This window comes from Achromobacter veterisilvae (genome assembly GCF_900496975.1).
In the GTDB taxonomy this organism is placed as follows: domain Bacteria; phylum Pseudomonadota; class Gammaproteobacteria; order Burkholderiales; family Burkholderiaceae_B; genus Achromobacter; species Achromobacter veterisilvae.
In genome coordinates this window covers 1-19,675 of sequence record NZ_UFQC01000008.1, presented here as the reverse complement: position 1 = coordinate 19,675, position 19,675 = coordinate 1, and the positions used below count along the sequence as shown (strand labels likewise).

Below are 19,675 nucleotides of genomic sequence, written 5' to 3'. Positions count from 1 at the left end.
CATGACCACGGGTATTGTCATCGTCGTGCACGCGCCCCTGGGCGCGGCGATGCGCGAATGCGCCAGCCACGTCATGGGCAACCTTGACGGCATGCTGGCCATTCACGATATCCAGCCCGAAGACCGGCCGGACGATCTGGCTCCGGACGTCCTGAAGGACATCCTGGAGCAGGAGCATGGCGCCGGGGTGCTGGTGCTGACCGACCTGATCGGAGCCACCCCCGCCAACATCGCCAAGCGGGCCGTCGCCGACGCCCAGGCGCAAGGCATCCAGTGCTGTGTGCTGGCCGGGTTGAACACCCCCATGCTGCTGCGGGCCCTGACCTATCGCGGCCTGCCCTTGGCCGAAACGCGCGAAAAGGCCCTGGCCGGGGGAGTGCAGGGCGTCTTGCGTGTAGACTGACGGGCGGAAATTTGCCCTATTATGTCGGCTGATATTTTCATGCCGGTGAGCGGTTCGACGTTTTGCTGCAATCCATACTGCGGCGCCAAGCCGCGGTCATAATGTTCCCTATGCCTAATACAGACATCGTCATCAGCAATAAACTGGGCCTGCACGCCCGGGCGGCCGCCAAACTGACGCAACTGGCGAGCAAGTTTTCCAGCGAGATCTTCATCTCGCGCGGCGCGCAGCGCGTGAACGCCAAGAGCATCATGGGCGTCATGATGCTGGCGGCCGGGCTGGGCGTGACGGTCAGGCTGGAGGCTTCGGGCAACGATGCCGAGCAAGCCCTTTCCGAAATTGAAACACTGTTCGACAGCAAATTCGGTGAGCAGGAATAGAACATCTTCTGAATCCGCCGGCCTGAACGCACGCCAGGCCGGCTCGTCTGCGACCCTCACGGACACACACGACGGGGCTGGTTCTGCCAGCCCCGTCGTGTGTCTGTACGGCAAAGGCGTAGCCAAGGGATACGCGATCGGGCGTGCCGTCGTCATGGGCGCCGCGGCGCTCGAGGTCGCGCACTACCGCATCTCGCCCGAGGACATTCCGGCCGAAAGCAGCCGGCTGACCGATGCCTTGGCGTCGGCGCAGCAGGAACTGCTGCAACTGGCCGAGACCTTGCCGGCCGACGCGCCGCGCGAGCTGGGCGCCATGCTGAACGTGCACAGCCTGCTGCTGGGCGATCCGCTGCTGGCCGAACAGACGCTGGCCCTGATCGCCGAACGCCACTACAACGCCGAATGGGCGCTGACCACGCAGGGCCAGATCCTGGGGCAGCAGTTCGACGCGATGGAGGACGAGTACCTGCGCGAACGCGGGGCCGACGTGCGCCAGGTCATCGAACGGGTGCTGCACGTGCTGGCGGGCTCCTCGGCGATCCTGCCCGACATGTCCCACATGGGGGGCGACGATGCGCTGGTGGTCGTGGCCCACGACATCTCGCCCGCCGACATGCTGCGGCTGCGCGGGGGGCGCTTCGCGGCCTTCGTGACCGACCTGGGCGGCCCCACCTCGCACACCGCGATCGTGGCGCGCAGCATGGGCGTGCCCGCCGTCGTGGCCATGGGCAACGTGCGCGAACTGGTCCGCGACGGCGACATGCTGATCATCGACGGCGCCGCCGGCGCGGTGATCGTCAACCCGTCCGACCGCATCCTCCAGGAATACCGCCGCCGCCAGTCCGCCTACGCGGACGAGCGCGCCGAACTCAGCCTGCTGCGCGACGAGCCGTCGGTCACCCTGGACGGCATCGACATCGTGCTGCACGCCAATATCGAGCTGCCGGAAGAGGCCGCCCTGGCGCTGGCCTCCGGCGCGCATGGGATCGGGTTGTTCCGCAGCGAATTCCTGTTCATGGGGCGTCCGGACCTGCCGGGCGAGGAAGAACAGTACGAAGCCTATTCGTCCGTCGTGAAAGTGATGGCCGGGCGGCCCGTCACGATCCGGACGTTGGACATCGGCTCGGACAAGACGCTGGACGGCGAGGCCACCGTGGCCACCAATCCCGCCCTGGGGCAGCGCGCCATCCGCTATTGCCTGGCGCGCCCGGAAATGTTCGCGACCCAACTGCGCGCCATCCTGCGGGCGTCGGCCCACGGGCCGGTGCGCCTGCTGATCCCGATGATCGCCCACATGCACGAGGTCGTGGCCACCAAGGCGGCCATCGAATCCGCCCGCCGCGAACTCGACGCCCGCGGCCAGGCCTATGCGCCGCACATGGAGGTGGGCGCCATGGTCGAGGTGCCCGCCATCGCCATCGCCATCGAGCCCTTTGCCCAGGCGCTGGACTTCCTGTCCATCGGCACCAACGACCTGATCCAGTACACGCTGGCGATCGACCGCGGCGACCACGACGTGGCCGCCCTGTACGATCCGCTGCATCCGGCGGTGCTGCGCCTGGTGGCCCACACCATCAACGCGGGCGAGCGGGCCGGCAAGCCGGTCGCGGTGTGCGGTGAAATGGCGGGCGATTCGCGCATGACGCGCCTGCTGCTGGGCCTGGGCCTGACCGAGTTCTCCATGCACCCGCAGCAGTTGCTCGACGTGAAGCGCGAAGTGCGCCGCGCGCATTCCAATGCCTTGCGCGTCAAGGTGGCGGCCGCCCTGAACCGCGCCTTGCCGGTAGACCTGGACGCGCTGGGCCCAGGCTGAAGCGCGCTTCGGCCCGGGAATGGAAAAAGCCCGAGACCACAAAGGTCTCGGGCTTTTTTTCTTACCGCTTCGCAACCAATCGCCGCCACCCCATCCAGGCCGCGATGGATCCGGCTCCGCCGGTCCATACGCGCCTCGGGGGTGGGCTAACTATGATAGGCGGATTCGCCGTGGCTCGTGACATCCAGGCCTTCGCGCTCCTGGTCTTCCGGCACGCGCATGCCGCACAGGGCGTTGGCGATCTTGTAGGCGATCCAGGCCACCACGCCGGACCAGACGATGGTCAGCAGCACGCCTTCGAGCTGGACCCACAGTTGATGGCCGATCATGCCGGCCTCGGCCAGGCCGGGGCCGCCGAGGACCTGCGCGTTGAACACGCCCGTCAGCAGGGCGCCGACGATGCCGCCCACGCCGTGCACGCCGAACACGTCCAGCGCGTCGTCGGCGCGCAGCAGGCGCTTCAGGCCGTTCACGCCCCAGACGCAGACCGTGCCGGCGACCACGCCGATGACCAGCGCGCCCACCGGACCGACCAGGCCGGCCGCGGGGGTGATGCCCACCAGGCCGGCGATCGCGCCGGAGGCGGCGCCCAGCATCGAGGGCTTGCCCTTGACGGCCCACTCAGTGAACAGCCAGGCCAGCACGGCGCCGGCGGTGGCGATCATGGTGTTGAAGAAGGCCAGCGTGGCGTTCTCGTTGGCGGCCAGCGCCGAGCCCGCGTTGAACCCGAACCAGCCCACCCACAGCAGGGCGGCGCCCACGAACGTCATCGGCAGGTTGTGCGGCTGCATCGCCTCGCGGCCGTAGCCCACGCGCTTGCCCACCACGTAGGCGCCCACCAGGCCGGCCACGCCGGCGTTGATGTGCACCACGGTGCCGCCGGCGAAATCCAGCGCGCCCTTGGCGTTGAGCAGCCCCGGCGCGGTTTCGGACGCGAACCACACCATGTGGGCGATGGGTATGTAGGCGAACGTGAACCAGATCACCGTGAACACCAGCACCGCCGAGAAGCGCGCGCGTTCGGCGAAGCTGCCGACGATCAGCGCGCAGGTGATGCCGGCGAACGTGGCCTGGAACGAAGCGAAGAGCAGCTCCGTCAGGGTGTTCGACATGGCGTACGAGCCGTCGGCCGGCGTGAACATGCCGGAGAAGAAGGCGCGCGACAGGCCGCCGAAGAAGGCGTTGCCCTCGGTGAACGCGAGGGAGTATCCGTAGATGAACCAGAGAACCAGGCCCAGCACGAACGTGCACAGCACTTGCAGCAGCACGGACAGCACGTTCTTGCTGCGTACCAGGCCGCCATAGAACATCGCCAGACCGGGTACGGCCATCATCAATACAAGCAGGGTAGAGACGAGCAACCAGGAGATATCTGCTTTATCCATTTTCAGGCTCCATTGAGTTTTTATTTATTCGTTCAGAGCGCAGCTTCGCCGGCTTCGCCTGTTCTGATCCGGATCACTTGTTCCAAAGGCGCGGCGAAGATCTTGCCGTCGCCGATCTTGCCGGTGCGGGCGGCCATTTCGATCGCCTCGATGACCTGGTCGACGAGGTGGTCGGGCACGGCGGCCTCGACGCGTAGCTTGGGCAGGAAGTCGACGGCGTATTCCGCGCCGCGATACAGCTCGGTATGGCCTTTCTGGCGGCCGAATCCTTTCACTTCAGTAACGGTCAGGCCCTGGACGCCGATCCCGGATAGAGCCACCCGCACTTCGTCGAGCTTGAAGGGCTTGATGATGGCGATGATGAGTTTCATGGCATTTCCTCTCATGGTTGCACGTTGGCCCTGGGTATCAAGCAAATTCCATGCCATATCGCGCAGCGCCGGAAGATGGCGGGCAGGGCCCGCAATTTGTGCCTGCAAGCACCAACTTAGTGCGCCGTGCACCGCGGCCGAGCTTCAAATTGGTGCGTGCGGAAGGGCGTCCAGGGCATGCAACCAAATATGTTCCAAACCCGTCATGTGTTGCGAATTGATGCGGCCCCAGTTGCGGTTCATGTCGGCAGATGCTCCTAATCCGCGTGCTTGCCAAGAATGGGGAACGGCCCGCTCAGCCTTGCGGCGCATGGCTCCGCCCGGAAATACAGGGCGCCCGGCGGGCCGCCGGCGGGCTGTGAAACGGCGCGCGCAAGGCCTCGCTCGTGATACGAGGGTTTACACGCATCGGCTTGTTGCGCAAGGGCGGCTGAAGAAGAATCGACAACAGTTCAGGCCGTTCGACGGACGGCTCGGACCGCGGGCAGCGGTCCGGCGGGTATCGATGTTGGTAGGGGGTTGCCGCCATGGCAGCCCGGTTTTCTCCTGTGCTTTGAAGGGCGGTCACCGCATGCGGCCCGCCCTTTTTTTTTGCTTCCGCCCGCCCCGAGAGCCGCGAGTCCTGCTGGGTGGGGAAGGATGTATTGACATATCGGGAAATTCCGATATTATCGCGTTCATGGATTTGCTCGAAGTATTCAAAGCCCTCTCGAACCGCACGCGTCTTGAAATCCTGAAAGGATTGAAGGATCCCGTGAACAGTTTCCCGCCGCAGGACGAAGGTGACGTGCTGACGGTGGGCGTTTGCGTCAGCAGCATCCAGGAAGGCGTCGGGCTGTCGCAGTCGACGGTGTCCGATTACCTTGCAACGCTGCAACGGGCAGGCCTGGTCGAGGCCAGGCGCATCGGTCAGTGGACCTACTACAAACGGAACGAAGCAGCCATCAGCGCGCTTGCCGAGATCATCGGGAAGGAGCTGTAGTTTTTTTTGCCTCTATATATCTGGAATTCCCGATATCCCTTTTTATCGAAATTAGGATCAACCATGAAAGCGATCGTATTGAAGTCATTTGGCGGCCCGGAATCGTTCGAGCTGCGCGACGTGCCCAAGCCCGTGCCGCGCGCCGGGCAAGTCCTGGTCCGGGTGCATGCCACCTCCATCAATCCCCTGGATTACCAGGTCCGGCGCGGCGACTATCCCGACCTGACGCCGCTGCCGGCCATTACCGGCCACGACGTATCCGGCGTCGTCGAGGCGGTCGGACCGGGCGTGACGGCCTTCGTGCCTGGAGACGAAGTCTGGTACACGCCGCAAATATTCGACGGGCCGGGTAGCTATGCCGAGTACCACCTCGCTGCCGAAAGCATCGTCGGGAGGAAGCCTGCGTCCCTGAGCCATCTTGAGGCGGCGAGCCTGACCCTGGTCGGCGGGACGGCGTGGGAAGCGCTGGTCGTGCGCGCGGCGCTAAGGGTGGGGGAGAGCATCCTGGTGCACGGCGGCGCGGGCGGAGTCGGCCACGTGGCGATCCAGCTCGCGAAAGCCATCGGCGCAAGGGTGTTCACCACCGTGCGCGGCTCAAATATCGAATTCGCGCGCAGCGTGGGCGCCGATGTCGTCATCGACTACGAAAAAGAAGACTATGTCGACGCCGTCTTGCGGGAAACCGGGGGCCGCGGCGTCGATGTCGTGTTCGACACCATAGGCGGCAACGCCTTGTCGCGCAGCCCCGACGCGCTTGCGCAGTTGGGCCGGGTCGTCTCGATCGTGGACATCGCGCAGCCGCAAAACGTTCTTCAGGCCTGGGGCAAGAACGCGAGCTATCACTTCGTGTTCACCAGGCAGAACCGCGGCAAGCTCGACGAATTGAGCGCATTGGTGGCGCGCGGTCAACTACGGCCGCATGTGGGCGCGGTCTATCCGCTTGCCGACATTCCGCTCGCCCATGCCCGGCTGGAGCGTCCCAACAACGGCATCCAGGGAAAAATCGCGATTGCGGTCGAGCCGTAAGTGCGCGTCCTTATCCCTTCTTGCGCGACCGGAATGCCGCCACTTTCATCCGGTTGCCGCACACCGCCATGCTGCACCAGCGGCGCCGGTGCGACTTCGTCCTGTCGTGAAACATGAGCGTGCAGTCGTGCGCTTCACATTGCCGGACGAGATCCAGCGGCGCGTCGGTCAGCAGCATGACGACGGCCTGGGCAACGGGTTCGAGCAGGCTGGCGGCGTCCTCCTGGAGGCGCCGCCTTACCACCTTGAAAGCGTTGCTCGCGCTGTCCCACTCCAATTCCTTCGAGCGACGGCCGGCCCTGAGAACGTGGTTGACGATGCTGGCGTCAGCCTCTCCCCCCAGCTTGGCCGCGTTCAGCAAGCATTTTGCGCTTTCACGCAATTGAAGGGCGAGCTCCATCAGGCCCTCGGGAGACGCCTCGGTGTCGTGAGGAAGCACGCCGGCCAGCTTCAACCATGCCAGCACGGCATGGTCGTCGGTGAAGCACTCATGATGGGCCGGCCCCACGCCGAATTCACTGTTGATGAAGTCGAGCGCGAGGTCGTCCCCCACGAACAGCGGGGCCTTCTGGGCGGTTGCGTTTTCTGGCATTCCGCCAATGTAACCCAAAAAAAAGAATTTACCAGTTACTTATGTGTGATGTAACCTTTAAAACTCGTTTATTGGGTTACGTGGAGATTTCGAGATGGCTACGAATGAACAGAAGGGAGCGGCCGGCGCGGCTGCGGCGTCGTTGACGGGGGGAGCGCTTGCGGCGGGCCGCCAGGTCCACCACCGGTTCGAGCAGGTGGGGGATGTAACGGTGTTCTATCGGGTGGCGGGCGACCGCCGGGCGCCGGCGGTGCTATTGCTGCACGGGTACGCGGCATCGTCGTTCATGTACCGCAACCTCATTCCGCTGCTTGCGGACAGGTACTACGTGATCGCGCCGGATCTGCCGGGCTTCGGATTCACCGAGGCGCCCGTCCGCGGGCAATATGCCTACACGTTTGACCAGCTCGCCAGGACCATCGGGCAGTTCACCGAGCAGTTGCGGCTGGAGCGCTACGCCATGCAAGTCTTCGACTACGGCGCTCCCGTGGGCTGGCGCCTCGCGGTGGCGAATCCGTCTCGCGTCAGCGCCATCGTTTCGCAGAATGGGAACGCCTATGAGGAAGGGCTGGGTCCGGGCTGGGCGCAGATCCAGGAGTATTGGAAGAAGCCGTCGCAAGCGAACCGCGATGCGCTGCGCGAGTTCTCCACGCCCGCCTCCATCGAGTGGCAGTATCTGGAAGGTGTCCCGGACGCCACCCTGGTCGCGCCCGATGCCATCGCGCTGGAAAGCTTCCTGGTGTCCCGGCCGGGCAATGCCGAGGTCCAGCTCGATCTGCTCCTGGACTACGCGTCCAACGTGGAAAAGTACCCGGAATTCCAAGCCTACTTCCGCAAGCACCAGCCGCCCCTGCTGGCGGTCTGGGGCAAGAACGATCCGTTCTTCCTGCCCGCGGGCGCCGAGGCCTGGAAGCGCGACATCCCTGGCGCCGACGTGCGCTTCTACGACACCGGCCACCTGGCGCTGGAAACGCACGGCGCCGAGATCGGGGCGGTCATCCGGGCGTTTCTGGATGAAAACGTGAAGTGAAGGGCGGTAGCGCATGCGCGGCGGCGCTCCGACGCACTACACTTGAGGCATCAAGAACATAGTGAGGCCGTCATGAACAATCGCACCCAATGGATGGAAGACATCCAGAAGAACCTTTCCGACCTGATCGCCCGCAGCCCGGCCGCGGACGTGGAGCGCAATATGCGCGCGATGATGACGCAGGCGTTCTCCAAGCTGGACCTGGTGACGCGCGAGGAGTTCGACGTCCAGGCCGATCTGCTGGCCCGTACCCGCGCCCGCGTGGACCAGTTGGCCGCCCAGGTGCAGCAACTGGAATCGCGTCTGTCCGCCCTGGACAAATAGCAGGCGGCCGCGCAGCGGCCGGGTTCGTCTCTTGCGGCCGCCTCGAGCGGCCGTTTTCGTTGGCCGCCGCCAGGCCGCGCGCGGGCGGGACCGTTTTGTCGCTTTCGGGGCGGCGGGCCGCCCGTCCTTTGCGGATACTGGCGGTTTACGTCCATCTGGGAGACCGCCTTGACGCTCGCCGTTCTTGCCAGCCGGGCCCTTTGCGGCCTGGATGCCCACGCGGTGCGCGTGGAGGCGCACCTGGGCCCCGGCCTGCCCAGCTTCAACGTGGTGGGCCTGCCGGACACCGAGGTGCGCGAAAGCCGCGAGCGCGTGCGCGCGGCCATCCTCAATAGCGGGTTCGAGTTTCCGCCGGGCCGGATCACCGTCAATCTTTCGCCGGCCGACATCCCGAAGGAATCGGGCCGCTTCGACCTGCCCATCGCCCTGGGCCTGCTGCTGGCTTCGGGCCAGTTGGCCGCGCCTTCCGACGGCGGCGTCGCGGAGGCGCCGGCGCCGGATCCGACGCTGGCCGACCTGGTGCTGGCCGGCGAGCTTTCGCTGACGGGGGCGCTGGTGCCGGTCGCCGCGCCGCTGGTCATCGCGCTGAGCGTCGCCCGCGAGGCGCCCGGCGCCACGCTCATCCTGCCCGCGGGCAGCGCCGAGCAGGCCGCCTGGGTGCCCGGGCTGCGCGTATTGTCCGCGCGCAGCCTGGCCGACGTGGCCGCGCATGCGGCCGGCGCCTGCCGGCTGCCCGATGCCGTTCCCCGGCCCTGGCCCGCGGCCCCGCCTGTCCCGTGCCTGTCGGACGTGCGGGGGCAGCCCGGGGCGCGGCGGGCGCTGGAGGTCGCCGCCGCGGGAGGCCACAGCCTGCTGATGATCGGCCCGCCGGGGGCGGGCAAGAGCATGCTGGCCGCGCGCCTGCCCGGCCTGCTGCCGCCCCTGGCGCGCAACGAAGCGCTGGAGGCGGCCGCCGTGGCGGCCCTGGCGGGCCTGTCCGACGCGCCGATGGGGCAGCCGCCGTTCCGGGCGCCGCACCATTCGGCTTCGGTGGCCGCGCTGGTAGGCGGGGGCAGCCGGCCCCGCCCGGGCGAGATCAGCCTGGCGCATCGAGGGGTGCTGTTCCTGGACGAGCTGCCGGAATTCAGCCGGCGCGCGCTGGAAGCCTTGCGCGAACCCCTGGAGGCGGGCAGGGTGGTCATTGCCCGGGCGCTGCACGCCGCGCAGTTCCCCGCCCGCTTCCAACTGGTGGCGGCGATGAATCCATGCCCTTGTGGCTGGCGCGGGCATCCGGCCCGGGCCTGCGCCTGCACGCCGGACCAGGTGGCGCGCTACGCGGGCAAGGTATCCGGCCCCTTGCTGGACCGGATCGACCTGCACGTGGCGCTGCCGCCGTCCGACCTCGATTGGCTGTCCGGCCCGCCGGGCGAGCCGTCGGGCCCGGTGCGCGAGCGCGCGCTGCGCTGCCGCCAGCGCCAGATGGCCCGCCAGGGCAAGCCGAACGCCGCGCTGGCCGGCGCCGAACTGGACGAGCATTGCCGGATGGACGGCGAGGCCCGGGTATTGCTGTCGCAGGCCATGCGCCGGCTGGCCGGCTCGGCGCGGGCCCTGCACCGGGCGCTGCGGGTGGCCCGCACGATCGCCGATCTCGATAGCGAGGAGAGGCTGGCCGCCCGCCACGTCGCCCAGGCGGTGCAGTACCGGCGGCCGGGAGTATGATTGCCCGGTTCCGGCATCCGGACCGGCGTTGCCGGCCATTCCCGCCCGTCCGCTCGACAAACCGCGGGAAATCACCATATAATCAAAGGCTTTCCCGGATCTGGGCTATGTTTGTCCGCCCGGGGAGAGCGCCGGTTGAGCGAAATTCCCAATGGAAGTCCGCAACGATTCCGGCGGAGCGGTGCCCGGCCAGGGCGCCGGTCTGGCCAGCAATGGCCGCAGTAGCAGGCTCAGCAGTGCCCCAAGTAGTACCCCCAAGCAGTACCCCAAGAAGTGGCAACGGGTAGACAAGTTTTGCCGTGGCGTAGGGCTTCATCGGCCGTTCGCGCGTCAAGCACCTGGCGTCATATAAATCAACAATGTGTGTTTTAGTTTAGGGAATCATCATGCCCAAGATGAAAACCAAGAAAAGCGCCTCCAAGCGCTTTAAGGTTCGCGGCAGCGGCTCCATCAAGCGTGGTCAGGCGTTCAAGCGTCACATCCTGACCAAGAAGACCACCAAGGCCAAGCGTCAACTGCGCGGCTCGACGGCGGTCCATGACTCCAACGTGGCCTCCGTCAAGGCCATGATGCCTTTCGCTTGATAAAGGAGATCTAATATGCCTCGCGTCAAACGCGGCGTAACTGCCCGCGCACGTCACAAAAAAGTCATTGCCGCCGCCAAGGGTTACCGTGGCCGCCGCGGTAATGTGTTCCGCATTGCCAAGCAAGCAGTCATGCGCGCTGGCCAATACGCCTACCGCGACCGCCGCAACAAGAAGCGCACGTTCCGCGCTCTGTGGATCACGCGTATCAACGCCGCCGTCCGCGAGCATGGCGTTAGCTACAGCGTGTTCATCGCTGGTCTGAAGAAGGCTTCGATCGAACTCGACCGCAAGGTCCTGGCCGATCTGGCCGTGCGCGACAAGGCCGGCTTTGCCGCCATCGTGCAGCAAGCCAAGGCTGCCTTGGCTGCCTGATCGCGCGCTTTAACTCATCGCGCATCGCTGCAAACGGGGCTGTAATGGCCCCGTTTGCGTTTTGAAGGCTGGATTTCATGACTCTGACGGTTGACGACCTGGTCTCCCAGGCGCAAGAACGGTTCGCCGCGGCTCCCGACGCCGCCGCGCTGGAAAACGCAAAGGCTCGGTTCCTGGGCAAGGAAGGCGCGCTGACGGTGCTGCTGAAAGCCCTGGGCAAGCTCGATCCCGAGCAGAAGCGCGAGATGGGCGCCCGGATCAATCAGGCCAAGCAAAAGGTCGAAGAGCTCCTGAACTTGCGCCGCGCCGCGCTGGCGCAGGCGGAACTGGATGCCCGGCTGGCATCCGAAACCATTGACGTCACGCTCCCGGGCCGCGGCCGCGCGCCGGGTGGCATCCATCCGGTGATCCGGACCTGGGAACGAGTGGAAGAGATCTTCCGTTCCATCGGCTTCGACGTGGCCGACGGCCCCGAAGTGGAAAACGACTGGACCAATTTCACCGCGCTGAACAATCCGCTGGACCATCCGGCGCGTTCCATGCAGGACACGTTCTACGTCGACATGAACGACGCCGACGGCCTGCCGCTGCTGCTGCGCACGCACACCAGCCCCATGCAGGTGCGTTACGCCCGCATGCACAAGCCGCCCATCAAGGTCATCGCGCCGGGGCGCACCTACCGCGTCGACAGCGACGCCACGCACTCGCCCATGTTCCATCAAGTGGAAGGGCTCTGGATCGCCGAGGACATCTCGTTCGCCGACCTGAAGGGCGTGTACACCGACTTCCTGCGTTGCTTCTTCGAAAGCGACGATCTCGTCGTGCGTTTCCGCCCGTCGTTCTTCCCGTTCACGGAACCGTCCGCCGAAATCGACATGATGTTCACCTCGGGTCCGAACCGCGGCCGCTGGCTGGAAATTTCCGGCTCGGGCCAGGTGCATCCGCAAGTGGTGCGCAACTTCGGTCTCGATCCCGAACGCTACATCGGCTTCGCCTTCGGCTCCGGGCTCGAGCGCCTGACCATGTTGCGCTACGGCGTCAACGATCTGCGCCAGTTCTACGAAGGCGATTTGCGCTTCCTGCGCCAGTTCAACGAATAACCCACGGCTGATCATGCAATTTCCCGAATCCTGGCTGCGTACGCTGGTCAATCCCCCGATCGCAACCGACGAACTCGCGCACCGGCTCACGATGGCCGGCCTGGAAGTCGAAGACACCGTGCCCGCGGCGCCCGCTTTCACGGGCGTGGTGGTGGCTCACATCGTCGAGATCGCGCCGCATCCCGATGCCGACAAGCTGCGCGTCTGCCAAGTGGACGACGGCTCCGGCGAACGCCTGCAGATCGTCTGCGGCGCGCCCAACGCCGCGGCCGGCCTGAAAGTGCCGCTGGCCCGCGTGGGCGCGGAATTGCCCGGCGGCATGAAGATCGGCGTGGCCAAGATGCGCGGCGTGCAATCGTCGGGGATGCTGTGCTCGGCGCGCGAACTGGGCCTGTCGCAGGATCATGCGGGCCTGCTGGAACTGCCCGCGGACCTGGCGCCCGGCCTGTCGATCCGTGAAGCGCTGGACCTGGACGACACGCTCTTCACCTTGAAGATGACGCCCAACCGCGCGGACTGCCTGTCCATCCTGGGCGTGGCGCGCGAAGTCGCCGCGCTGACCGGCGCGCCGCTGTCGGTGCCCACCGCCGCCGCCGTGCCCGTCACGCTGGACGAACGCCTGCCGGTCAAGGTCGAAGCGCCCGATCTGTGCGGCCGTTTCGGCGGCCGCGTGATCCGCGGCGTCAACGCCCGCGCCGCAACGCCCGGCTGGATGAAGACGCGCCTGGAGCGCGCCGGCCAGCGGTCCTTGTCGGCCCTGGTGGACATCTCCAACTACGTCATGCTCGAACTGGGCCGTCCGTCGCACGTGTTCGACCTGGACAAGATCCAAGGCGACCTCTGCGTGCGCTGGGCCCGCGAAGGCGAGACCCTCGAACTGCTCAACGGCCAGACCGTGACGCTGGACCCCAAGGTCGGCGTGGTGGCGGCGGGCGACCAGGTGGAAAGCCTGGCCGGCATCATGGGCGGCGAGGCCACCTCGGTGACGCTGGACACGCGCAACATCTACCTGGAAGCCGCGTTCTGGTGGCCCGAGTCGCTGGCCGGCCGCGCGCGCCGCTACAAGTTCAGCTCCGAAGCCAGCCACCGCGGCGAACGCGGCGTGGACTTCGCCACGATTCCCGAGCACATCGAATTCATCACGCGCCTGATCGTCGACATCTGCGGCGGACAGGCCGGGCCGCTGGACGACCAGATCGTCAACCTGCCCAAGCGCCTGCCGGTGCGCATGCGCCTGGCGCGCTGCCATCGCGTGCTGGGCGTGCCGGTCACGCAAGCCGAAGTCGCGAAGATCTTCGGCAGCCTGGGCCTGGAGTTCACGGTCGAGGGCGACGACTTCATCGTCACGCCGCCGTCGTACCGCTTCGACCTGGAACTGGAAGAAGACCTGATCGAGGAAGTGGCCCGCATCTACGGCTTCGAGAACATTCCCGCCGTGCCGCCGATGGCGCGCGCCAAGATGTTCTCGCAGCCCGAGATCCGCCGCGGCGCCCATGCGCTGCGCCGCCTGACCGCGGCGCAGGACTACCAGGAAGTCGTGAACTACAGCTTCGTCGAGGCCGATTGGGAACGCGACTACGCCGACAACGACAACCCGGTTCGCCTCGTCAATCCCATCGCCAGCCACCTGTCGGTGATGCGTTCCAGCCTGATCGGCGGCCTGGTCGCCAACATCCGCCACAACGCCAACCGCAAGCAGTCGCGCGTGCGCCTGTTCGAACTGGGCCGCGTGTTCCTGCGCGACGCATCCGCGCCGGACGGCCCGCTGGAAGTGGCCGGCGTGCGCCAGCCGCTGAAGCTGGCGGGCGCGGCCTGGGGCCAGGCCGTGGAAGAGCAGTGGGGCGCCGCCACGCGCCAGGTGGATTTCTACGACGTGAAGATGGATGTCGAGGCGCTGTTCGGCGCGCGCGGCGGCCGCCTGCGGTTCGAGGCCGCGGCCCATCCCGCGCTGCATCCGGGCCGCAGCGCCCGCATCGAACTCGATGGCCGGCAGGTCGGCTGGATCGGCGAACTGCATCCGCGCTGGGCGCAGCAATCCGATCTGGCGCATGCGCCCGTCGTGTTCGAACTGGACGTCGCGGTCCTGTCCGAAGGCGAATTGCCGCAGGTGCGCGAACTGTCGCGCCAGCCCGTGGTGATGCGCGATCTGGCGCTGTGGGTCGATGCGCACGTGTCCGTGCAGTCGATGCTGGACACCGTCGCCGCGGCCGTCAAGGCGGACCCGCAACTGGCGGTAGTGCAGGACGTGCGCCTGTTCGACGTATGGCGCGAGAAGCCTCAGGACGGCCAGCCCGCTACCGAGAAAAGCCTTGCTTTCCGGTTCTGGCTACAGGACACTGAGGTCACGCTGGACGAAGCCCGGGTGGCGGATTGCCTGGCGCGCATCAAGGATGCCTTGGTGGCCGCGCATGGCGCACGCCAGCGCGCCTGAACCATGGGGAACAGTATGCTTGTCGAGCCACGCACCCTGACCAAGGCCGAGCTGGCCGAGCTGCTCTTCGAGCGGGTCGGCCTGAACAAGCGCGAAGCCAAGGACATCGTCGATACTTTCTTCGAGGAAATCCGCGACGCCCTGGCGCGCGGAGATTCCGTGAAGCTCTCGGGCTTCGGCAATTTCCAGGTGCGCGACAAACCGCCGCGTCCCGGCCGCAATCCCAAGACCGGCGAGACCATTCCCATCGCCGCCCGCCGCGTGGTTACTTTCCATGCGAGTCAAAAACTCAAGAGCGTGGTGGAGCAGGCGGCGCCCGCTGCATCCGACGACGCCGAGGAGTGATACGCTTTGTCGGCAATTGTTATCGGCCTTTGACGTATCGCGGCATAAAATTCTCTTATGACACGTACTGAATCCACCGTTACCTTACCGCCCATTCCCGCCAAGCGTTACTTCACCATCGGTGAAGTCAGCGACCTGTGTGGCGTCAAGCCCCATGTCTTGCGGTATTGGGAACAGGAATTCACGCAGCTCAAGCCGGTGAAGCGGCGCGGCAACCGCCGCTATTACCAGCATCACGAAGTGCTGCTGATCCGCCGCATCCGTTCCCTGCTGTATGAGCAAGGCTTCACGATCAGCGGCGCGCGCAATCGCCTGGGCGACGCGCGCGACATGCCGCATGACCAGGATGCGGCCGTGCGTCTGTCCGGCGCCGAAATGCAGGCCCTGCGCAACGAACTGGGCAACGTCTCGACGATGCTGGCCGAAGCGCTGGGCACCGCGTCCAATGCCTCTGGCGCAAGCAACGCCAGCGCGGCGCCGGCGGCCTGAGCCCGGCGCGAAGCGGCGCTACGCGCCGCTTTTTTTTCGGCACATGGATTGAATGCAGTACCGGCAATGCGCGCGCTGAAAGCGCGGCGCGTTGCCGGCATCGGCACCTTGCGCTCCGCGCAGCCGCAAGCATTTGTTTGATGCGATCGGCGCACACGGAGCGCAAATTTTTTTGAGTATTCAGCGCTTTTTTTGCACGAATGCGTGCAAACATTTTTTTGTTCTGCTATACTCTTTTTCTTTCGGGGCGTAGCGCAGCCTGGTAGCGCACTTGCATGGGGTGCAAGGGGTCGCGAGTTCGAATCCCGCCGTCCCGACCAGCAGTTCAAAAGGCCGTCAGTGAGAAATCACTGACGGCCTTTTTCATTTTCGTGCGTTTACTTCGGTACTACTTCAGCACTTCGGCGGCCTGGTAAAAACAGAATCCGCTATTGCGCACGGTCTTCACCGGCAAGGCCTGGCCGCTCAGCGATCCGATCCTGCGGCGCAGCCGCGACATCTGCGTGTCCAGCCTGCGCTGGTCATACTGCAAATAATCTTCGCCCAGCGCTTCGATGATTTCCCAGCGGGCGACGTTTTGTCCGGCCCGCGACATCAGGCAGGACAGCACGACGGCGTCCTGCTGCGACAAGGGCACGGTCGGCGCGCCCGGGATGTGGAGAACGCGCGGCCGCAGGTCGAGCCGCCAGCAGTCGGGCTGGCGCGGGGCTTGCGGGGCGCGCAGGTCCAGCCGCCGCGCCAGCGCCGCCAGCGTCGCCGCGAGCACGTCCAGGTCCGAGCCTTTTCCCAGGTAATGATCGGCGCCGACTGTCAGCCCGCGCACCTGGTCCGCGCTGGTGTTGCGCGCGCTGAAGACGATGATGCCGACCGGCTCGCCGGCCGAGCGAAGCCGCTGGATGAGTTCGAGGCCGCAGCCATCAGGCAGGCCGATGTCGATGATGGCGAGCCGGTGGCGGACGGGATCGAATCCTTGCTCGAACGCTTCCAGGTTGGCCAGGCACAGCGGCGCATAGCCTAAATCGGCCAGAAAATCCCCCAGTTCCTGCCGTAGCACCGGTTCGTCTTCAAGCACAATCACGCCCACCATGAATTTCCCCTCCCTGTCCGGTCCGATGAAACAGCTCCGCAGTTTCGATTCCGTATTTCGGCGGCTCGCCTGGGGGTTGCTCATCGCCATCGCGATGGGGGCGACCCTGCCGGCGGCGGCGGCCGTGTTGCGTCTGGATGCGCAATCTTCCTTGCATGATACCGCCGGTTATCTGGAGCGCCTGGACGACCCGGAGGGCGTGCTGGACGCGGCCCAGGCCGACGCGGCGCAAACGTGGTCGGCGCTGCCGGGCAATCTGAATGCGGGTTTCACGCCGGCGACGGTCTGGCTGCGCCTGACGCTCGACGTGGAACAGGCGCGGCCGGACGGCTGGATGCTGCGCCTGGGCAATGCGCTGCTCGATGACGTGGAAGTGCATGTCCAGCGGCCGGACGGGGCGTGGGCATTGTTGGGACACAGCGGGGAAAACGTCGACCGCGAGGAATGGCCCGTGGATTTCCGCAGTCCGACGTTCCTCTTCACGCCCGCGGCCGAAGGGCGGCACGTCGTGCTGCTGCGGCTGCAAAGCAAGAACGCGATGATGAGCCGGCTGGAAGTCTGGCAGCGCTCCGCCTTCGACAACCGTTCCCGCCGGGAAGGACTGCTGTTCGGCCTGTACGCCGGCTTCTATCTGCTGCTCATCGGCATGCACGCCATTTTCTGGCTGGGGACGCGGGCGCCCATGAGCGGGCTGTTCCTGGCGTACATCGGAAGCTGCGTGTTCAACGAGGTGCTTTCGCTGGGGCTGATCCAGCAGTTGAGCGGCCTGTCCGTGGCCTGGAGCGACCGGCTCCTGGGCGTGGGCATGGCCTGCGCGGTGCCCATCGCGGTGGCGGTGGCGTTGCGCCAGTTGGAGCTTGCGCGCTGCCATCCGCGGCTGGCCCGCTGGATGAGCCTGGTTTGCCGGGGCATCGCGGCCGTGTGCGTGGCGTTGATCCTGTCGGGCCACTACGCGTGGGGCATGCAGCCGGTGCAGTTGACCGCGCTTGCGCTGATCCCGATCCTGTTCGCCCTGGCGGCTTATCTGCTGTGGCGCGGATGGCGGCCGGCGCGGTATTTCCTGCCGGTCTTCGGCGTGTTCTACGCGGGCGTCGTGATCGGTTTTTTGCGCAACCTGCGCGTCCTGCCCGTCAACGCGTTCACCGAGCACGCCTCGTTGCTGGGCACCATGGTGCACATGCTGCTGCTCAGCTTCATCATCATCGGCGGCCACGAGCGCAGCCGGCGCGCGCGCGAGCTTCGGCAGGCCAATCTTGCCGCCCAGTTGGCCCGCGAACACAGCCAGCGCCTGGAGGTGGAGGTGGCGGAACGCACCGTCGACCTGTCGGATGAAATGCGGCGCCGGGAACGCGTCGAAGGCGAATTGCGCCAGGCGCTGGACGCCGAGCGCCAGGTCATGGCCGAACAGCGCGACTTCGTGGCGATGGTGTCGCATGAATTCCGCACGCCGCTTGCGATCATAGGAACGTCCGCGCAGCAACTGGGCCGCAATCTGCAGAGCGCGCCGTTGGAAAGAAACCAGGCGCGGTGCCACAACATCCAGGATGCGTCGCTGCGCCTGTTGGCGCTGGTGGACGAGTATCTGACGGAAGACCGCATCCGCGAGCTTCGCAGCGAGCCGCAGGAGGACGCCTGCGATTTGCGCGCCATGCTGGCGGAATTGGAGCAGGCGTTTCCGTCCGGCCGCGTCCATTGCGAGGTGGACCCGGAGATAGGCCTCATGCGCGGCGAGGCCGGACTGCTGCGTATCGCCTTGCGCAATCTGCTGGCCAATGCGGACCGCCATGCGCCCGAGGACGGCCAGGTCCGCGTCGCCGTCCGGGCGGAGGGCGAGACCGTGCGCATCGAGGTGTCGAATCCGGGCGCCCGTATTCCCGAACCGGAATGGGAGCGGCTGTTCCAGAAGTACTACCGCGGGCAGAACGCCAGACTGCGTCCCGGCGCGGGCCTGGGGCTTTATCTGGTGCGCCAGATCGCTGCCCGGCTGGAAGGATCCGTGGCCTTGGTTCGCATGGGCGGGGACGAGCCGGTGACGTTCCGGCTTCGCTTGTCCTATCGCCCGGTTCCCTGACCCGGCCGGCGGTCGGGGCCGACTGTTGCGCCGCGAATACAGCGCTCAGGTTTGCTCAGTTTCAATCCGATAGAAATCGGCATACTTGAAACACTATTTACAAATTGTTATTCCGGTTGAAAAGAATTACGCGCTATCCGGCGAGTACAGGTCTGTTCAGCCGGAGATGCCAAGAACCGGAGCAACCGCATGGCCCAGGCACGCAGCACCCGCAGCAAGAAAACCCGATACTGTTCCCCGTCCCAGGCCGAGACCGCTTTCCGGCTGCTTCCCCGGGCCCGTTCGGGTGCCATCCTGGCCTCGGCCGTCGCGGCGGCGCTGCACGGCCTGGTCCCCACGGCGGCAGGCGCCGCATCGCTTTGCGGCGGCGGGACGACAACGATCACGGATGCGCAGAATTCGATGTGCGACCTGGCGAGCAGCAATGCGACGCTGACCGTCACAGAAAGCGGGTCGATCACGGCGGGCGGGTTCAACGCCGTTGAGGTCAGAGGCAGCAATGTGACGATGGTCAATCGAGGCAATATCCACGTCGATGTGGAGGGGACCGCCATTGTGAACTTGGGCGGGATTGCCGATCTGACCAACACGGGCACCATCAGCGCGACCGGCCCCATGGTCTATGCCATTGGCAACATTCAGCAAATCGGCACCCTGGACAATCGCGGCACGATATCCGCCTGGGGCGGGAACGCAATCTACAACCAGCTCAGCGGCAATATCGACAACCTGGTCAATAGCGGCACGATCAACAGTTCGGTCGCCGCCATCGGCAATGACGGCCATATCGGCCAATTGGTGAACGACGGCACGATCTCCGGCCGGTCGGCCACCATCACGAACAGCGCTACCGGCACGATCGACGAGATCGTGAACCGCGGCACGATCGAGGCCGTCCCGCTTTTGGGCTTCGTCGCCTTTGCGCCGTTTCCCACCGCGGATGCGATCGTCAACTTGGGCACCATTACCAACGGCATCTCCAACTACGGCCTCATCCAGGGCAATGTGCAACTGGGTTCCGCGCAACTGCGCCTGGAAGGCGACGCGAGCCGCGTGACCGGCCTGGTCTCGGGCGGCGCCGACAGCTCGGTCGTGGTCAAGGGCAAATTCAAGATTCATTGAGCATTACCGGGGAAGGCGGCGCGGATTTTGAGGAAGAAGTATTCCTGGTCGCGGTAGCCGTAAGCGC

General features: G+C 66.0%; 20 protein-coding genes and 1 tRNA gene. 17 read left to right on the top strand and 4 right to left on the bottom strand.

What is annotated here, in order from left to right; genetic code table 11:
• The first annotated feature begins 1 nt into the window (after window position 1).
• The 3 genes from AVE30378_RS08845 (at window position 2) to ptsP (ending at window position 2,596) form a co-directional block, all read left to right on the top strand.
• Window positions 2–403 carry a PTS sugar transporter subunit IIA gene (locus AVE30378_RS08845; protein WP_129240484.1) on the top strand — a complete coding sequence of 134 codons (402 nt, stop codon included), beginning with the start codon at window positions 2–4 and terminating at the stop codon, window positions 401–403.
• Between the two features lie 110 nt (window positions 404–513).
• Window positions 514–783: an HPr family phosphocarrier protein gene (locus AVE30378_RS08840; RefSeq protein ID WP_043545224.1), complete on the top strand. Its 270-nt coding sequence runs from the start codon at window positions 514–516 to the stop codon at window positions 781–783.
• Window positions 784–886: 103 nt separating this feature from the next.
• Complete coding sequence (ptsP, locus tag AVE30378_RS08835) at window positions 887–2,596, top strand: phosphoenolpyruvate--protein phosphotransferase (RefSeq protein ID WP_129240636.1); 1,710 nt, start codon at window positions 887–889, stop codon at window positions 2,594–2,596.
• A gap of 146 nt (window positions 2,597–2,742) precedes the next feature.
• On the opposite strand, the gene amt is transcribed toward ptsP, so the two are convergent.
• Complete coding sequence (amt, locus tag AVE30378_RS08830; RefSeq protein WP_129240483.1) at window positions 2,743–3,981, bottom strand: ammonium transporter; 1,239 nt, start codon at window positions 3,979–3,981, stop codon at window positions 2,743–2,745.
• 32 nt (window positions 3,982–4,013) lie between these two features.
• Window positions 4,014–4,352, bottom strand: coding sequence for a P-II family nitrogen regulator (locus AVE30378_RS08825; protein WP_043545226.1), 339 nt, complete (start codon window positions 4,350–4,352; stop codon window positions 4,014–4,016).
• Between the two features lie 679 nt (window positions 4,353–5,031).
• Here AVE30378_RS08825 and AVE30378_RS08820 point away from each other — a divergent pair.
• Entirely contained in the window at window positions 5,032–5,334 is a 303-nt protein-coding gene (locus AVE30378_RS08820) for an ArsR/SmtB family transcription factor (RefSeq protein ID WP_062680702.1), read from the top strand.
• A gap of 63 nt (window positions 5,335–5,397) precedes the next feature.
• Complete coding sequence (locus AVE30378_RS08815) at window positions 5,398–6,360, top strand: zinc-dependent alcohol dehydrogenase family protein (protein WP_129240482.1); 963 nt, start codon at window positions 5,398–5,400, stop codon at window positions 6,358–6,360.
• 10 nt (window positions 6,361–6,370) lie between these two features.
• Here the strand turns inward: AVE30378_RS08815 and AVE30378_RS08810 are convergent, their stop codons facing one another.
• Window positions 6,371–6,952 (bottom strand): CGNR zinc finger domain-containing protein, encoded by a 582-nt coding sequence (locus AVE30378_RS08810; RefSeq protein WP_129240481.1) that lies wholly within the window; start codon window positions 6,950–6,952, stop codon window positions 6,371–6,373.
• Between the two features lie 94 nt (window positions 6,953–7,046).
• On the opposite strand from AVE30378_RS08810, the gene AVE30378_RS08805 reads away from it, so the two are divergent.
• The 10 genes from AVE30378_RS08805 to AVE30378_RS08760 all read left to right on the top strand — a co-directional run bounded on the left by AVE30378_RS08805 (window position 7,047) and on the right by AVE30378_RS08760 (window position 15,648).
• Complete coding sequence (locus tag AVE30378_RS08805) at window positions 7,047–7,982, top strand: alpha/beta fold hydrolase (protein ID WP_129240480.1); 936 nt, start codon at window positions 7,047–7,049, stop codon at window positions 7,980–7,982.
• A gap of 72 nt (window positions 7,983–8,054) precedes the next feature.
• Window positions 8,055–8,306 carry an accessory factor UbiK family protein gene (locus tag AVE30378_RS08800; RefSeq protein ID WP_129240479.1) on the top strand — a complete coding sequence of 84 codons (252 nt, stop codon included), beginning with the start codon at window positions 8,055–8,057 and terminating at the stop codon, window positions 8,304–8,306.
• 168 nt (window positions 8,307–8,474) lie between these two features.
• Window positions 8,475–10,004, top strand: a complete 1,530-nt coding sequence (locus tag AVE30378_RS08795) for a YifB family Mg chelatase-like AAA ATPase (protein ID WP_129240478.1) — start codon at window positions 8,475–8,477, stop codon at window positions 10,002–10,004.
• A 386-nt stretch (window positions 10,005–10,390) separates the two neighbouring features.
• A complete protein-coding gene (gene rpmI / locus AVE30378_RS08790; RefSeq protein WP_129240477.1) occupies window positions 10,391–10,588 on the top strand; it encodes a 50S ribosomal protein L35 in 198 nt (65 codons plus the stop codon).
• A 15-nt stretch (window positions 10,589–10,603) separates the two neighbouring features.
• Window positions 10,604–10,963, top strand: a complete 360-nt coding sequence (gene rplT, locus AVE30378_RS08785; protein ID WP_006218741.1) for a 50S ribosomal protein L20 — start codon at window positions 10,604–10,606, stop codon at window positions 10,961–10,963.
• A 77-nt stretch (window positions 10,964–11,040) separates the two neighbouring features.
• The gene (gene pheS, locus AVE30378_RS08780; RefSeq protein ID WP_129240476.1) at window positions 11,041–12,063 is read left to right on the top strand and encodes a phenylalanine--tRNA ligase subunit alpha; all 1,023 of its coding nucleotides are present in this window, start codon (window positions 11,041–11,043) and stop codon (window positions 12,061–12,063) included.
• A gap of 13 nt (window positions 12,064–12,076) precedes the next feature.
• Window positions 12,077–14,494, top strand: coding sequence for a phenylalanine--tRNA ligase subunit beta (gene pheT, locus AVE30378_RS08775; protein ID WP_129240475.1), 2,418 nt, complete (start codon window positions 12,077–12,079; stop codon window positions 14,492–14,494).
• 3 nt (window positions 14,495–14,497) lie between these two features.
• Entirely contained in the window at window positions 14,498–14,839 is a 342-nt protein-coding gene (locus AVE30378_RS08770) for an integration host factor subunit alpha (protein ID WP_129240474.1), read from the top strand.
• 57 nt (window positions 14,840–14,896) lie between these two features.
• Complete coding sequence (locus AVE30378_RS08765) at window positions 14,897–15,328, top strand: MerR family transcriptional regulator (protein WP_129240473.1); 432 nt, start codon at window positions 14,897–14,899, stop codon at window positions 15,326–15,328.
• 243 nt (window positions 15,329–15,571) lie between these two features.
• Window positions 15,572–15,648, top strand: a tRNA-Pro gene (locus tag AVE30378_RS08760).
• A 68-nt stretch (window positions 15,649–15,716) separates the two neighbouring features.
• Here the strand turns inward: AVE30378_RS08760 and AVE30378_RS08755 are convergent.
• Complete coding sequence (locus AVE30378_RS08755; RefSeq protein ID WP_129240472.1) at window positions 15,717–16,415, bottom strand: response regulator transcription factor; 699 nt, start codon at window positions 16,413–16,415, stop codon at window positions 15,717–15,719.
• Here AVE30378_RS08755 and AVE30378_RS08750 point away from each other — a divergent pair.
• Together AVE30378_RS08750 and AVE30378_RS08745 are read left to right on the top strand one after the other, a co-directional pair.
• Window positions 16,414–18,486 (top strand): sensor histidine kinase, encoded by a 2,073-nt coding sequence (locus tag AVE30378_RS08750; RefSeq protein ID WP_244234995.1) that lies wholly within the window; start codon window positions 16,414–16,416, stop codon window positions 18,484–18,486. The two genes, AVE30378_RS08755 and AVE30378_RS08750, sit on opposite strands and share 2 nt — an antisense overlap.
• Window positions 18,487–18,675: 189 nt before the next feature.
• Window positions 18,676–19,608, top strand: a complete 933-nt coding sequence (locus AVE30378_RS08745) for a hypothetical protein (protein WP_129240471.1) — start codon at window positions 18,676–18,678, stop codon at window positions 19,606–19,608.
• Window positions 19,609–19,675: the final 67 nt, after the last annotated feature.

What these genes read in the sequence shown, in the direction of transcription:
- AVE30378_RS08845 (WP_129240484.1), top strand. Translation starts at nt 2, where the DNA reads ATGACCACGGGTATTGTCATCGTCGTGCACGCGCCCCTGGGCGCGGCG.
- AVE30378_RS08840 (WP_043545224.1), top strand. Translation starts at nt 514, where the DNA reads ATGCCTAATACAGACATCGTCATCAGCAATAAACTGGGCCTGCACGCC.
- amt (WP_129240483.1), bottom strand. Translation starts at nt 3,981, where the DNA reads ATGGATAAAGCAGATATCTCCTGGTTGCTCGTCTCTACCCTGCTTGTA.
- AVE30378_RS08825 (WP_043545226.1), bottom strand. Translation starts at nt 4,352, where the DNA reads ATGAAACTCATCATCGCCATCATCAAGCCCTTCAAGCTCGACGAAGTG.
- AVE30378_RS08820 (WP_062680702.1), top strand. Translation starts at nt 5,032, where the DNA reads ATGGATTTGCTCGAAGTATTCAAAGCCCTCTCGAACCGCACGCGTCTT.
- AVE30378_RS08815 (WP_129240482.1), top strand. Translation starts at nt 5,398, where the DNA reads ATGAAAGCGATCGTATTGAAGTCATTTGGCGGCCCGGAATCGTTCGAG.
- AVE30378_RS08810 (WP_129240481.1), bottom strand. Translation starts at nt 6,952, where the DNA reads ATGCCAGAAAACGCAACCGCCCAGAAGGCCCCGCTGTTCGTGGGGGAC.
- AVE30378_RS08805 (WP_129240480.1), top strand. Translation starts at nt 7,047, where the DNA reads ATGGCTACGAATGAACAGAAGGGAGCGGCCGGCGCGGCTGCGGCGTCG.
- AVE30378_RS08800 (WP_129240479.1), top strand. Translation starts at nt 8,055, where the DNA reads ATGAACAATCGCACCCAATGGATGGAAGACATCCAGAAGAACCTTTCC.
- rpmI (WP_129240477.1), top strand. Translation starts at nt 10,391, where the DNA reads ATGCCCAAGATGAAAACCAAGAAAAGCGCCTCCAAGCGCTTTAAGGTT.
- rplT (WP_006218741.1), top strand. Translation starts at nt 10,604, where the DNA reads ATGCCTCGCGTCAAACGCGGCGTAACTGCCCGCGCACGTCACAAAAAA.
- pheS (WP_129240476.1), top strand. Translation starts at nt 11,041, where the DNA reads ATGACTCTGACGGTTGACGACCTGGTCTCCCAGGCGCAAGAACGGTTC.
- pheT (WP_129240475.1), top strand. Translation starts at nt 12,077, where the DNA reads ATGCAATTTCCCGAATCCTGGCTGCGTACGCTGGTCAATCCCCCGATC.
- AVE30378_RS08770 (WP_129240474.1), top strand. Translation starts at nt 14,498, where the DNA reads ATGGGGAACAGTATGCTTGTCGAGCCACGCACCCTGACCAAGGCCGAG.
- AVE30378_RS08765 (WP_129240473.1), top strand. Translation starts at nt 14,897, where the DNA reads ATGACACGTACTGAATCCACCGTTACCTTACCGCCCATTCCCGCCAAG.
- AVE30378_RS08750 (WP_244234995.1), top strand. Translation starts at nt 16,414, where the DNA reads ATGAATTTCCCCTCCCTGTCCGGTCCGATGAAACAGCTCCGCAGTTTC.
- AVE30378_RS08755 (WP_129240472.1), bottom strand. Translation starts at nt 16,415, where the DNA reads ATGGTGGGCGTGATTGTGCTTGAAGACGAACCGGTGCTACGGCAGGAA.
- AVE30378_RS08745 (WP_129240471.1), top strand. Translation starts at nt 18,676, where the DNA reads ATGGCCCAGGCACGCAGCACCCGCAGCAAGAAAACCCGATACTGTTCC.